Raw genomic sequence first — 13097 nt, 5'->3', positions numbered from 1 at the left:
GGTGGGGCTGGAGTGGTCGGTCGGGTCAGGCCCAGGTCACGTCGGCGGTCGCGAGGACCACGTCGTCGCTGTCGACGGCCGTCGCGCGGGTGCGGTCACCGTCGGTCACGCCCGCCAGGCGCAGCGGTCGGTCGACCAGCACCGGTGCGATCGCGCGCACGTCGAGTCGCACGGGCGTGCGGTCGGGAACATGGCGTCGCGCGGCATCCATCAGGAGGATGCGCGTGAGAGGACCGTGCACGAGCAGATCGGGAAGCCCCTCGACGTCGCGCGCCCACGCCCGGTCGTAGTGGATGAGATGCGTGTTGAACGTGAGCGCCGAGAAGCGGAACAACTGCCGTGCGTCGGGTGTCAGCTCCTCGATCCAGTCCGCGTGGGCGGCGATCGACGGATCGCGACGCGGAGCGCGCGCGGGAGCATCCGGATCCGACGCCTCGAGGAACACGTCGTGCCAGATGCTGCGCACGGCCGTCTCGCCCTCGACCGCGTACTCGCGTTCGACATCGACGAACATCAGGCGGCCTCGCGACCCGTTCTTCTCGACCACCGCCCCGAGCGTCGTGGTCTGTGTCACCTCGTCGCCCAGACGGATCGGGCGGAGGAACTCGGTCGTCTCCCCCGCATACATACGGCGGGGCAGGTCGATCTCGGGCACCACGCCGTCGCGAGCGGGCGTGCCGTCGGGGCGCAGGTCGGCGAACGGCACCGCGAAGGGGAAGAAGACGCCCTCCCACGCGGGGGGCAGCGTCGCATCGGCGACGATCGCCGCATCGTCGGCCGCGAACGTGCCGCGATACGCCTCGACGGTGGATGCGGTGATCCGCTCGGTGCGCACCACTCGCGACACCGGGCTCACGGCAGTGCTCCGGCCGCGCGAAGCTCGGCGATGCGTGCGGCGTCGTATCCGGCGTACTCGGTGAGCACCTGATCCGCGTGCTCCGCGAACCTGTTCGCGGTGCGGGCCGGGGTGGCCGGGGTCTCGGAGAGCTTGATGGGCTGACCGAACATGCGCAGCACACCCAGGTCGCCGTAGTCGGCCTCGACGATCATGTCTCGTTCGGCGGTGCCGGGGTCGTCGACCACATCACCGATCGTCTTCACCGCGGTGAGGGGCACGACGTCGCCGGCGAGATCCTCCAGCTCCTGCTTGGTGCGCGACGCGAGCCAACCTGCGACGATCGGCTTGACCCGGCGTTCGTACACGTCGGTCTCGAACCGCTTGCGCATGGTGTCGATCTCGGGATCGTCCTTGTGCTCGGGGGTGCCGAACAGGTCGCAGCTCGCGTTCCAGAGCTTGTCGGTGTACGCGCCGAAGAACACCTGCCCGTCTGCGCAGTCGAACAGTTCGTACGGGCGCACCCACGCGTGGGCGTTGCCCTGCGGCGAGGCGACCGTGCCGTTCACGGTGTAGTCGACGACAGCAGTCTCGGTGAGCGCGACGATGCTGTCGACCTGCGCCACATCGACGACCTGACCGACGCCGGTCGCCTCGGCGTGCCGCAGGGCGGCGAGCGTGCCGATGACCGCGAACAGCGTGGCCGAGAGGTCTCCGATCGTGACGCCGACGCGCACCGGCGGGTGCTCGGCATAGCCGTTCATCGACCAGATGCCGCCGGCCGCCTGCGCCGTGTTGTCGAACGCGGGGCGCCTGCTGCGCGAGCCGGTGCGGCCATAGCCCGAGATCGCGGTGTAGACGAGGCGTGGGTTGATCTCGCGCAGCACCTCGTAGCCGACGCCGAGCTTCTCCATCGTGCCGGGACGGAAGTTCTCGACCAGCACGTCGGCACCGCGGACCAGGTCCTTGAGCACCTCCTTGCCCTCCGGCGTCGCGAGATCGACGCCGACTCCGAGCTTCCCCCGGTTGTACTGGGCGTAGTAGGCGCTGAACTCCTCGTCGCCGTGGGTGAGATACGGCGGGAAGCCGCGTGAGACGTCAGGGTCGCGCGGGTTCTCGACCTTGATGACCGTGGCGCCGAGGTCGGCGAGCGTCTGCGACGCGTACGGACCGGCGAGCACACGGGAGAGGTCGATCACGGTGACCCCGGCGAGCGCACCGGGTGCGGGGAGCGTGGTGTCGATCATGCGAGCGTGGCCTCCTGTGCGGTGTCGGGGGTGTCGAGTCCGGCTGCCGCGAACGCGCGGGCCACGTTCGAGGCAGGGCGGACGTTGCGGATGCGCGAGAGCCACAGCGTGGTGGCGGCCAGGGCTCGAAGGTCGAGTCCGGTCTCGATACCGAGGCCGTGCAGCATCCACACGAGGTCCTCTGTCGCGAGATTACCGGTCGCGCCCTTGGCATACGGGCACCGGCCGAGGCCGCCCACCGACGAGTCGAATTCCGAGACGCCCAGACGCAGTGCCGCGTGCACGTTCGCGAGCGACTGCCCGTAGGTGTCGTGCAGGTGCAGGGCGATCGCATCGACGGGGATCCCTGCGGCGAGGGTCTCGCCGATGATCGCCGTCGTGTGCCCCGGCGTGCCGACGCCGATCGTGTCGCTGATGGCGATCGTCCGACTGCCGGCCGCGTGGAGGGCGGCGGCGGCCTCGGTGACCGCCGTCGTGTCGACGCCGCCCTCCCAGGGATCCCCGAACGCCATCGACACGTACCCGCGAACGGGGATGCCCTGCGCGGTCGCGGCGGTGATGACCTCGACCGCACGGTCGATGGCACCGGCGCGCGTGGTGTTGAGGTTGGCCTGCGCGAACGACTCCGTGGCGCTGACCACCACCGACACCTCGCGGATTCCTGCGTCGATCGCGCGCTGCAGACCACGCAGGTTCGGCACGAGCCCGACGGCCCTGGCGCCTTCGGGCACCTCGAGGCCGGCGACGACCTCCTCGGCATCGGCGAGCTGGGGGATCCACATCGGGGGGACGAAGCTGGTCACCTCGAGATCACGGCTGCCTGCGGCGAACAGTCGGCGGCACAGCTGGGTCTTGATCGGGGCCGGGATGATGTCGGTCTCGGCCTGCAGTCCGTCGCGCGGGCCGACCTCGAACACCGTGACGCGGGCGGGCAGCCCCTCTTCGACGACGGCCCGCGGCGCCGGGAGCACCGTGCTCATGCGTCCGCTCCGCCGCCGCGCAGCTCGTCGAGCACTTCGCGGGCGTACTCGACGCGGATGCGTCTGTCTGCGACGATCCGGGCGGCGACCGCGCCGATCTCGTCGACGTCTGCACCGGCGCTCGCGGCGATCGTGCGCGCATGCAGGGTCATGTGACCGCGCTGGATGCCCTCCGCGGCCAGCGCCCGGCAGGCCGCGAGGTTCTGGGCGAGCCCGACCGCCGCGATCACGCTGGCGAGCTCACGCGCCGTCTGCACCCCCAGCAGCTTCACACCCGCCTGAGCGGTCGGGTGCGCGCGGGTCGCTCCGCCGACGAGCCCGACAGCGAGCGGCACCTCGAGCGTGCCGACGAGGTTGCCGTCGGCATCCTTCTCGAACTGCGACAGCGCGGTGTACCCGCCGGACCGAGCCGCGTGCGAATGGCAGCCCGATTCGACGGCGCGTGTGTCGTTGCCGGTCGCGAGCACCACCGCGGTGATGCCGTTCATGATGCCCTTGTTGTGCGTGGCCGCGCGGTACGGGTCGGCCTCGGCGAACGCGCTCGCCGCGACGATGTCGTCGACCACCTGGGGGCCGCCGAGCATCTCGGCGTCGAACACCGCACGGGCGCGGGTGAGCCGCAGCTCGGCCTTGTTGGTGAGGATGCGCAGCAGCGTGCGGGTGCCGGCGAGCTCCGCGATGCGCGGGGCGATCGCCTCGGCCATCGTGTTGACCGCGTTGGCCCCCATCGCGTCGCGCACGTCGACGTGCAGGTGCACGATGACCTGCACCCCGGCGCGGGTCGGGAGCACCCGCACGGAGATGTCGAAGGCGCCGCCGCCGAGGGACACCAGCATCGGGTCCTGCTCGTTGGCGAGGGCCAGCAGCTCGTCCTTGGCCTCGAGCAGCGCGAAACGAGTTCCGTGCGGCTCGACCGCGTCGAGCACCTGGATCTGGGCGATCATCACATCGCCGGTGTACGAGGTGGTGAAGCCCCCGTGGCCGCGGGCCATCCGTGCGGCGTTCGATGCCGCAGCCACCACGCTGGGCTCCTCCGTCGCCATCGGGATCAGGCGGTCCTGCCCGTCGACCGTGAAGTTCGTCGCGACGCCGACGGGAACGCCGATCATGCCGACGACGTTCTCGATCATGTGATCCGCCTGCGCGAGCGACAGACCGCCGTCCGGGCGCAGCGCGTGCAGAGCATCCTCATCCAGCTCCGCACCCTGCGCGACGAGCGCGAGCCGCTCATCGGGGGTGTGGTCACGGAGTCCGGAGATTCGGCTGTTGATCGACATCGGCCACCTTCCTTAGGACAGCGGCCGGATCATCGGCGCTGTGGTCAAGGACGACACTAGGAGCGCCGGGCAGGGCGGACGATGGGTGGAACACTCATCGCAGAGGCCTTGCTGTATGTGGTCGACACATCACCCCGGCTCTCGAGCGAACCTAGACTCACAGCACGCCCGCAGCGCGGCGGCCGCCCCCGATGCGCGAGGAGAACCGATGCCCTACACAGACGACGCCGATGTGCGCCTCTACTACGAGGTCTTCGGAGACCCCGAGGCGCCTGTCCTCGTGCTCGTCTCGGGTGGCGGCGCACAGCTGCTCAGCTGGGACGAGGAACTCATCGGCCTGATCACCGCCGGTGGCCTGCGCGTCGTGCGCTTCGACAACCGCGACACCGGATTCTCGCAGCGCTTCGGCGGAGAAGACGACGTCGAGGGCGGCTACGACCTGATCGACCTCGCCGAAGACGTCCTGCGCGTGCTCGACGATCTGGGAGTCGACTCGGCGCACGTCGCCGGGCATTCGATGGGCGGCATGATGGCGCAGATGCTCGCGATCGAGCATCCGGAGCGCATCCGCAGCCTCGGCCTGCTGTCGACCATCCCCGGACAGTCGCGTCGCTACGTGCTGCACGGCGAGCGGCCGGAACTCGCCGAGAAGCCCCTGCGCATCTCCCGAGAGCAGGCGGTCGCGTTCGCCGCCGCGGCCGTGCGGTCCGTCGAACCGGGTCGCTACGATCCACAGGTCGACTGGCACATCCGCGCCGCCGGCGAGGCGTACGACCGCGGGTACGCGCCCGAGGGTTTCTCCCGCCAATGGGCGGCGCTGCGGCGCGCACCCGAACGACTCGAGGCGCTGAGGTCGGTGAGCGCCCCGACGCTCGTCTTCCACGGACGCGACGACGATGTGCTGCACTGGGCATCGGCCGTCGACATCGCGGAGGCGATCCCCGGCGCCGAACTGCAGGTGCACCCGGACATGGGCCACCTCATCCCGCACGAGCTCTGGCCCGACCTCGCCGCAGCGCTGCTGCGCACCGCGGCGCGCGCCGAGGAGCTCCGCTGAGGTCCGCGCCGAGATCCGCGATTTGAGGGCGGTGGCGCTCATGCTCGACACTGAAGTCACGCGCCGGCCGGCGCCGTCCTCTCCCGAAAGGACGAAGATGCCCGAGCACGACGAGGCCATCGCCTCGCTCCTCGATGCGGCCTACGACCCCGATCTCGTCGGCCCCACCGGTGTCAGCGACGCCCTGCGTCAGCTCGGAGCGAGCGAGACGGATGCGACGCTGCTCGCCGACCGCGTCGCCCGCACCCAGCGCGAGCTGTCACGACTGCGCAGGCGGGAGCATGAGCTCACCGCGCTGTTCTCGAGCGCTCGCGAACTCGCCGAGCTGCGCGACAGCGACGCGGTGCTCGCCCGTCTCGTGCAGCGCGCACGCGAGATGATGGGCGTCGACCTGGCCTACCTCTCGGAGTTCGACCCCGAGACGTCCGAGCTCCGGGTGCGTGAGACGAGCGGTGCGGTGAGCGCGTCCTTCCAGCAGCTGCGGGTTCCCCCCGGCCGCGGGCTCGCCAGCGTCGTCGTCGAGTCGCGCACGGCCCAGTGGGCGGCCGACTACACCGCCTACACCGCCGACCGACACGATGCCGGCATCGATGACGCCGTCTCGGCCGAGGGCCTCGTGTCGCTCCTGGGCGTGCCGATGCTCTCGAGCGACGACGTGCTCGGCGTTCTCTTCGTCGGCAACCGCGAGAAGAAGGAGTTCTCCCCCGACGAGGTCGCGCTGCTGTCGGCCCTCGCCGATCACGCGTCGGTCATCCTGCAGACGACCCACACGCTCCGCGAGCTGCAGGTCTCGGAGGACTCCAGCCGCCGCACGCTCGAGAGCCTGACGGCCCATCTCGTCGAACGGGACCGCGCCAACACCGTGCATCAGGAGCTCGTGCAGGCCGTGCTCGCAGGCGGCGGCTTCGGCCCCGTCGCCGAGACCCTCGCATCGGCGCTCGGACGCGCCGTCGCGATCATCGACGCGCAGGAGAACGTGATCGCCGCAGCCGGTCTGCCGCTCGCGCCGGGGATGCTGTCACTCGACGAGCCGGTGCGCGAGGCTCTGGCCGAGAGCCGCAGCCACGGTCACTGCGTGCCGGTGGCCGGCCGCGGTGTGCGTGCCGTCTCGGCGCTCACGGCGGGAAGCCGGCATTTCGGTGCGCTCCTGCTCGGCGACGGGGCGTTCGAACTCGGTGCGGTCGACCTGCGTACGATCGAACGCGCCGCACAGGTGGGTGCACTGCTCGAGCTGCAGCAGGAGGCAGCATCCGGAGCGGACCACCGCGTGCGCAGCGAACTCATCGCCGATCTGCTCGACGACGTGCCCGAACGGCGATCCGATGTCGAGCGACGAGCGCGACGACTCGGTGTCGACCTCGACGCTCTCGACTCGCTCCTGCTGCTCTCGGTGCCCGGCGACCAGCAGACCGCGGCGGCGCGGGCACTCGTGCGCCTGCTCGACGATCGCGCACTCGTGGGCGAGTACCGCGGATTCGTCGTCGCCGCCGTCTCAGGACAGCGCCGCGAGATCGACCCTGAACGTCTGCGGATGCAGATCGCGGCGGCGGTGCAGGACTCCGTGACCGTCGTCGTGCCACCGCTCGCGAAGGCCACGCTGCCCTCGTCGTTCCTCGCCGCGCGACGCACGGCTCGGCTGCTCGCCGCCCTGGAGCTCACTGACCTCACCGCACGGGTCGAGGACTTCCTTCCGTACTCGGCGGTTCTCGACACCGACGCGCAGGGCCTCTCGACATTCCTGTCGGACACGATCGGTGCCGTGCGACGGTACGACGCCGAACGCAACGCCGACCTGCTCGGCACGCTGCGCGCGTTCGTGCGCAACAACGCCAGTCCCACCCGCACCGCGCGCTCACTCAACTTCCACACCAACACGATCCTGCAGCGCCTGGACCGACTCGACCACGTGCTCGGATCCGGGTGGCGTGACGACGAGCGCATGTTCCGCATCGGCATCGCGGTGCGCCTCGACGAGCTGCGCGAAAGGCTGCGGGCATAGGGCGACGCACCGTCCTCTACCGCTCCGCCTCCGCGTCGAACTCCTCGGCGCCCGTCTGGGCGAACGGATGCGGGCCGCGCGGGCCGAAGACGAGCACGAGCTCTGCGACGGCATCCGACTCGTTGCGCACGCCGTGCCGCATGCCCTCCGGTGCGTAGAACGCGTCGCCGACGCCCAGCACGCGACGATCATCATCTGCCGTGACCACCACTTCGCCGCGCGTGACGATGTACATCTCATCGGAGCTGTTCGGCGAGCAGCTGTCGGGATCGCCGTCGAGATGGTGGTGCTGGCCCTCTTCGGCGCCGGGCTCGAGGCGGTAGAGCATCACCGAGGTCGGCAGCGCCGTGGTCTGCCGGAAGTACCACTCGATGCCGATCCGCCCCTGACCGTGATAGAGCTCCCAGTCGTGGGCGTTGTCGCCCCGCCTCTGCACGCGCATCGTCTCGCCTCTCGTGGTCACCGGGTCAGGATCGGTACAGCACCGGCATGGATTCGAGCAGCTTCTGCGTGTACGCATGCTGCGGAGCGTTCATGACCTGCTCACCGGTCCCCTCCTCGACGACCTTGCCCTGATGCATCACCGCGACCCGATGGGCGATGTGGTGCACGACCGACAGGTTGTGGGTGATGAAGAGGTAGGTGACGCCCGTGTCCTTCTGCAGCTGCACGAGCAGGTTCAGCACCTGGGCCTGCACCGAGACGTCGAGCGCCGAGGTCGGCTCGTCGAGCACCACGAACTCGGGCTCTGCGGCCATGGCGCGCGCGATCGCGATGCGCTGGCGCTGTCCGCCCGAGAACTCGTGCGGGTAGCGGCCGGCCGAGTCCATGGGCAGACCGACGCGATCGAGCGAGTCCGCGATGCGGCGCCGACGCTCCTTCTGGCCGATTCCGGCGGCGACGAGCGGCTCCGCGATCGATCTCGCGACGGTGAAGCGCGGATCGAGAGAATCGTTCGGGTCCTGGAAGACCATCTGGATGCGGCGGCGGTGGCGACGCAGCGCACTGCCGCGCAAGCCGGTGACGTCGGCCCCGTCGAAGGCGATGGTGCCGAGCGTGGGCTTGCGCATGAGCAGGATCGCGCGAGCGAGCGTGCTCTTCCCCGATCCGGATTCACCGACCAGGCCGAGGGTCTCACCCCGGGGCACGCTCAGGCTCACGTCGTCGAGGGCGGTCATGGCGTTGTCGCCGTGCCCGAACCGCTGGGTCACGTTCTGAACCTGCAGCATGTCGTCGGTCATGATGCCTCCTCGAGGACGGCCGGCACTTCGGCGAAGTCGTTCACCGCGGGGATCACCGCGAGCGGCGAGCGCACGGGGACGGAGGGGCGGGGGATGCTCTCGAGCAGAGCCCTCGTGTACGGATGCTTCGGGTCCTCCAGCACGCGTCGGGCGGTGCCGGTCTCGACGACCCTCCCCCGGTACATCACGGCGACGCGCTCGCAGAGCTGGCCGATCACGCCGAGGTCGTGGCTGATGAACAGCACTCCCATGCCGGTCTCGTCGCGCAGGCCCTTGATCAGGTCGAGGATCTGGGCCTGCACCGTCACGTCCAGCGCCGTCGTGGGCTCGTCGGCGACGAGCAGATCGGGGCCGGCGGCGACGGCGATGGCGATCACGACGCGCTGCCGCTGACCGCCGGACAGCTGGTGCGGGTAGTAGTCGAGTCGCTTCTCGGCATCCGGCATCTGCACGAGCCGCAGGATCTCGAGCGCCCGCGCCCTCGCCTGCTTCTTGTCGGCCTTGCCGTGGATCTGCAGCACCTCGGCGATCTGGGGTCCGATGCGCATGCAGGGGTTGAGGGCCGACATCGGCTCCTGGAAGACCATGGATGCCTTCAGCCCTCGCACCTGTCCCCAGTCGCGCTCGGTCGCGCCGTTCATGTCGGACCCTGCGATCTCCATCGTCGACGCGGTCACGCGTGCGGAGTCGGGCAGGAGTCCCATCATCGCCAACGCGATGCTCGACTTGCCGCTGCCGGATTCGCCGATCACTCCGACGATCTCGCCCTTGCGGACCCGCAGCGAGACTCCCGACACCGAGGGCGGCGCGGTGCCGTAGGCGATGCTGAGGTCGTCGACGCGGAGGGCGTCTGTGGCGTCGGTCATGCGCGGCTCGGCTTTCTGTGGAGAGTGATGAGGGATGCGAGGGGTGGGTGCCCGGGCGCCTCCGGCGAGCGCGTGCTCGTCGCGAAGACGCCCGGGCGGGGTGTCACTGCGAGAGCCAGGCCCGGTCGAGAGCCGAGCGCGAGTAGAACGCGTCGTTCTCGTAGCCGTGCAGCTTGTTCGCGTCCCAGACCTCGAAGTAGACCGGAACCGCCGCGGGCACGACCTCGAGCACCTGCTCGGCGGTCTCCGTGGCGAGCTGATCGACGAGGTCGTTGTACTCCTCGGGCGACGTGGCGGCCTTCGCCTGCTGGAGCAGCTCCCGCGCCTTCTCAGCGTCGGGGTTGCCGTCCCAGTGGTTGTAGACGCCGCCTTCGAGCAGCACCGGTTCGAGGTAGAACACGGCCGAGGCGCGGGGGCTGCCGGGGATCGCGACGAGGTCGGTCCACGATTCGCCGGTCGTGAAGATCGGCGAGATCTCGGCCAGCGGCGTGGCCTTGAGCGTCAGCGTGATGCCCGCCTCGGCCAGCTGCTGCTGCATCATCTCGTACACCGGGTGATGAGCCGCGGCGACGTCGCCCATGTAGCTGAGGGTGATCTCGGGGTTCGGCTCGCCGGCCTCTTCGAGGAGACGCTTGGCCTCGTCGAGGTCGCGCGTGTAATAGGGCAGGTCGGCGGTCTCGGGAGCACCCGGGTCACCGGCGGGCGGCACGAACGAGACACCGGCGTTGCCGAGCATCGCGGTGTCGACGAGGGCCTGCCGGTCGAGTGCCAGCGAGAAGGCGCGACGCACGTTCACGTCCGCGAGCGGGCCCTCCTCGGGGTTGATGTAGATCGCCAGGTTCTGACGGAACGCGGCGTCTCCGAGGGTGAAGCCCGTGCTCGCGGCCTGCTGTGCGAGGCTGCCGTCGATGAACGACGCCGCCTGCACGCTCCCCTGCTGCACCGCCGCGAGAAGGGTGTTCTCGTCGGGGTACAGCTCGAACACGATCTTGTCGAGGTAGGGCTCCTCGCCCCAGTAGTCCTCGTTCTTCTCCATCGTGATCGAGACGCCCTGGTTCCACTCGGTCACCTGGTAGGCCCCGGTGCCGGCGGTGGTGGTCTGGCGTTCCTCCTCCGTGGCGGTGCCGTAGCCCTCCTCACTGACGATGAAGAAGGTCTGGCGGGCCGAGACCGCGTCTAGGAAGGTGCCGTCCGGCTGACTGAAGTGGAATGTCACCTCGTGGTCTCCGGTGGCCTCCACGCTCTCCATGCTGCTGAGGTAGGTGGCGTTCGAGCCGCCGTCTGCACGGGTCTCGAAGGAGTAGACGACATCGCCCGCGTCGAAGGGGCTCCCGTCCGAGAACGTCACGTCATCGCGCAGCTGGAACACCCAGGTGAGCTCGTCCGGCTGATCCCACTCGGTCGCGAGCGCCGGTTCGACGGTGCCGTCGTCGTCGCGCGTGAGCAGCGTGTCGTAGGCGATCGAGTCGATGACCTCGGCCGCGATGGCCGAGGCGACCATCGGGTCGATGCCTCCTGCCGAGGGCTCTGCCGGAACGCCCCAGGTGAGGGTTCCGCCCGCGACCGGCTCACCGGCGTCCTGCTCTCCGCTGCCGGTGGTGCCGCCGGACGTGCATCCGGCGATCGCCAGGGTCGCGACGGCAAGTGCCGCCGCCCCTGCCCAGTGTCGTCTGTTCATGAGGGCCTCTTCTCCGTTCGGGTGTGCTGCGTGGATGTCGTGGTGCGTTCGGGGGCCGCCGGGCCGCGGCGCTTCGCACGCCGCCCCAGCGAGAAGGCGGGTTCGCGGCGAGGGGCGAGGTAGTCCTGCATCCCGTCGGCGAGAAGGTTCCAGGCCGCGGACAGGAGGATGATCACGAGCGACGGCAGGATGATCAGCAGAGGCTGCATCTGCATGAAGCGCGTGAACTCGCTGATCATCCGGCCGGCCGACGGCTCGGGTGCCTGCACGCCCTGGCCGAGGTAGCTCAGCGCAGCCTCGATCAGCACGACCTGCGAGGCGACCGACGCGAACTGCACGAACAGCGGCGTCAGCACGTTGGGCAGCAGGTGCTCGACGATCACGCGGGTCGGACGGACTCCGCTCAGGGTGGCGGCGAGCACGAAGTCGCGCTCACGGAGGGCGATGACGGGAGCACGCATCACTCGGGCGAATCCGGGAGCGAACACGAGGCCGAGCGCGAGGATCAGCGGCCAGGGCCCGTTGCCGATCACGACGCCGACGACGAGGGCGACGAGGATCGCAGGCAGCGCGAGGATCGCATCGACGACGCGCATGATGACGGAGTCCACCCATCCCCCGACGTAGCCGGCGACCAGCCCGAAGAAGGTGCCGATCACCGCGCCGAGAAGGGCGGCCGCACCCGAGATGACGAGGCTGGTCCGCGCGGCGAGCGCAAGTCGGGTGAACGTGTCGCGGCCCAGGTTGTCGGTGCCGAGAAGGTGCTCGAGGCTCGGGGGCGCGAAGGCGGGTCCCGACGCGACGAAGGGATCGTAGGGCGGCCAGATCGACATCCATCCGGCGACGATGAGGATGACGCCGAGGATTCCGGCGCCGCTCCAGAAGGCGGGGCCGAACCGGCGACGTGCCGGCCGCTTGCCTGCGACCTTGGCGAGGGCGAGTTCTCTGGTGACGGTCATCGCGTGTGCACCCTCACTCGGGGATCGATCAGCGGATAGAGCAGGTCGACGACGAAGTTGATCACGACGTAGACGACACCGATCAGCAGTACCGTGGCCTGGATGATCGGGTAGTCGGACGAGCGGATGCCGGTAAGCAGCAGCGACCCCATGCCGGGAAGCGAGAAGACGGCTTCGATGACGACGGTGCCTCCCACCAGCGCCGCGAGTTCGATGCCGATCACAGTCATCACCGGGATGAGCGCATTGCGCAGAGCGTGTCTCCCGACCAGCCGGCCCGGTGAGGCGCCTTTGGCCCGAGCCGTGCGCACGAAGTCCTGGCCGAGGGTGTCGAGCAGCGTGCCACGCGTGTACCGGGCGATGATCGCGGCGAGCACGATGCCGATCAGCAGAGCGGGCAGGATGAGCACCCCGATCGCTCGCAGCGGATCATCCGCCGCCCCCGAGTAGCCGACGAGCGGCAGTCGCAGAGTCAGCGAGTTGACGAGGATCAGCACCGTTCCGAGCACGAACGGGGGTGTCGCGAGAAGCACGAACGACATGCCGCGCACGACGTTGTCCGGTGCGCGACGCCAGCGGGTCGCCGCGAGCACTCCGGCCGGGATGCCGAGGGCGGTGCCGAAGAGCGTCGCCATCACGGCGAGCGTGAGGCTGAGCGGCAGCCGCGTCGCGATGAGGTCCGACACCTCGCCGGGCACCGTGATGGCGCGACCGAAGTCGCCCTGCACGACGCCGAGCAGCCAGACGAAGTACTGCGTGATCCACGGCTGATCGAGGCCCAGCTCGGTGCGCAGCGCCGCGAGCTTGGCGGGATCGGGGTTCGCGGGGTCCGCGAACGCGGCGAGCGGGTCGCCGGGGATGATCCGCACCATCGAGAACACGAGGATGGACAGCACGAAGAGGACGAAGAGCGACGAGAGCAGCCGCTGGAGGATGTACCGGGTCACCGTCGCATCCC

Annotated in this window: 12 protein-coding genes; 2 read left to right on the top strand and 10 right to left on the bottom strand. The window is 69.9% G+C overall.

Translation table 11 applies throughout. The features are described from left to right. Positions 1 to 25: 25 nt before the first annotated feature. The 4 genes from ACZZZN_RS16680 to ACZZZN_RS16665 are packed head-to-tail and all read right to left on the bottom strand — an operon-like array spanning position 26 to position 4339. The gene (locus tag ACZZZN_RS16680) at positions 26 to 856 is read right to left on the bottom strand and encodes an FAS1-like dehydratase domain-containing protein (protein WP_463506240.1); all 831 of its coding nucleotides are present in this window, start codon (positions 854 to 856) and stop codon (positions 26 to 28) included. After that, positions 853 to 2082 (bottom strand): CaiB/BaiF CoA transferase family protein, encoded by a 1230-nt coding sequence (locus ACZZZN_RS16675; protein ID WP_463506239.1) that lies wholly within the window; start codon positions 2080 to 2082, stop codon positions 853 to 855. The genes ACZZZN_RS16680 and ACZZZN_RS16675 overlap by 4 nt, the downstream gene beginning before the upstream one ends. Next, entirely contained in the window at positions 2079 to 3062 is a 984-nt protein-coding gene (locus ACZZZN_RS16670; RefSeq protein ID WP_463506238.1) for a hydroxymethylglutaryl-CoA lyase, read from the bottom strand. The genes ACZZZN_RS16675 and ACZZZN_RS16670 overlap by 4 nt, the downstream gene beginning before the upstream one ends. After that, positions 3059 to 4339 carry a hydroxymethylglutaryl-CoA reductase, degradative gene (locus ACZZZN_RS16665; protein ID WP_463506237.1) on the bottom strand — a complete coding sequence of 427 codons (1281 nt, stop codon included), beginning with the start codon at positions 4337 to 4339 and terminating at the stop codon, positions 3059 to 3061. Before ACZZZN_RS16665 ends, ACZZZN_RS16670 begins: the two co-directional genes overlap by 4 nt. A gap of 208 nt (positions 4340 to 4547) precedes the next feature. On the opposite strand from ACZZZN_RS16665, the gene ACZZZN_RS16660 reads away from it, so the two are divergent. Together ACZZZN_RS16660 and ACZZZN_RS16655 are read left to right on the top strand one after the other, a co-directional pair. Next, positions 4548 to 5396 carry an alpha/beta fold hydrolase gene (locus ACZZZN_RS16660; RefSeq protein ID WP_463506236.1) on the top strand — a complete coding sequence of 283 codons (849 nt, stop codon included), beginning with the start codon at positions 4548 to 4550 and terminating at the stop codon, positions 5394 to 5396. 97 nt (positions 5397 to 5493) lie between these two features. After that, complete coding sequence (locus ACZZZN_RS16655) at positions 5494 to 7395, top strand: helix-turn-helix domain-containing protein (protein ID WP_463506235.1); 1902 nt, start codon at positions 5494 to 5496, stop codon at positions 7393 to 7395. 16 nt (positions 7396 to 7411) lie between these two features. On the opposite strand, the gene ACZZZN_RS16650 is transcribed toward ACZZZN_RS16655, so the two are convergent. The 6 genes from ACZZZN_RS16650 to ACZZZN_RS16625 all read right to left on the bottom strand — a co-directional run bounded on the left by ACZZZN_RS16650 (position 7412) and on the right by ACZZZN_RS16625 (position 13086). After that, complete coding sequence (locus ACZZZN_RS16650) at positions 7412 to 7858, bottom strand: cupin domain-containing protein (RefSeq protein WP_463506234.1); 447 nt, start codon at positions 7856 to 7858, stop codon at positions 7412 to 7414. Between the two features lie 4 nt (positions 7859 to 7862). Next, positions 7863 to 8636 (bottom strand): ATP-binding cassette domain-containing protein, encoded by a 774-nt coding sequence (locus ACZZZN_RS16645; protein WP_463506233.1) that lies wholly within the window; start codon positions 8634 to 8636, stop codon positions 7863 to 7865. Next, complete coding sequence (locus tag ACZZZN_RS16640) at positions 8633 to 9502, bottom strand: ABC transporter ATP-binding protein (RefSeq protein WP_463506232.1); 870 nt, start codon at positions 9500 to 9502, stop codon at positions 8633 to 8635. The genes ACZZZN_RS16645 and ACZZZN_RS16640 overlap by 4 nt, the downstream gene beginning before the upstream one ends. Positions 9503 to 9605: 103 nt before the next feature. Beyond that, on the bottom strand, positions 9606 to 11180 hold the full coding sequence (locus ACZZZN_RS16635; protein WP_463506231.1) for an ABC transporter substrate-binding protein: 1575 nt from the start codon (positions 11178 to 11180) through the stop codon (positions 9606 to 9608). Then, positions 11177 to 12139: an ABC transporter permease gene (locus tag ACZZZN_RS16630; RefSeq protein WP_431075175.1), complete on the bottom strand. Its 963-nt coding sequence runs from the start codon at positions 12137 to 12139 to the stop codon at positions 11177 to 11179. The genes ACZZZN_RS16635 and ACZZZN_RS16630 overlap by 4 nt, the downstream gene beginning before the upstream one ends. After that, entirely contained in the window at positions 12136 to 13086 is a 951-nt protein-coding gene (locus ACZZZN_RS16625; RefSeq protein ID WP_463506230.1) for an ABC transporter permease, read from the bottom strand. The genes ACZZZN_RS16630 and ACZZZN_RS16625 overlap by 4 nt, the downstream gene beginning before the upstream one ends. Positions 13087 to 13097 lie beyond the last annotated feature (11 nt).

Source organism: Microbacterium sp. AC145 (assembly GCF_979258505.1).
Note: the sequence above shows the minus strand (reverse complement) of the source record. Positions and strands in the feature narration are given on the sequence as shown.

Bases quoted from the DNA above. Each gene is read 5' to 3' on its own strand.
- ACZZZN_RS16675 (WP_463506239.1), bottom strand. From the start codon at position 2,082: ATGATCGACACCACGCTCCCCGCACCCGGTGCGCTCGCCGGGGTCACC.
- ACZZZN_RS16670 (WP_463506238.1), bottom strand. From the start codon at position 3,062: ATGAGCACGGTGCTCCCGGCGCCGCGGGCCGTCGTCGAAGAGGGGCTG.
- ACZZZN_RS16665 (WP_463506237.1), bottom strand. From the start codon at position 4,339: ATGTCGATCAACAGCCGAATCTCCGGACTCCGTGACCACACCCCCGAT.
- ACZZZN_RS16660 (WP_463506236.1), top strand. From the start codon at position 4,548: ATGCCCTACACAGACGACGCCGATGTGCGCCTCTACTACGAGGTCTTC.
- ACZZZN_RS16655 (WP_463506235.1), top strand. From the start codon at position 5,494: ATGCCCGAGCACGACGAGGCCATCGCCTCGCTCCTCGATGCGGCCTAC.
- ACZZZN_RS16645 (WP_463506233.1), bottom strand. From the start codon at position 8,636: ATGACCGACGACATGCTGCAGGTTCAGAACGTGACCCAGCGGTTCGGG.
- ACZZZN_RS16640 (WP_463506232.1), bottom strand. From the start codon at position 9,502: ATGACCGACGCCACAGACGCCCTCCGCGTCGACGACCTCAGCATCGCC.
- ACZZZN_RS16635 (WP_463506231.1), bottom strand. From the start codon at position 11,180: ATGAACAGACGACACTGGGCAGGGGCGGCGGCACTTGCCGTCGCGACC.
- ACZZZN_RS16630 (WP_431075175.1), bottom strand. From the start codon at position 12,139: ATGACCGTCACCAGAGAACTCGCCCTCGCCAAGGTCGCAGGCAAGCGG.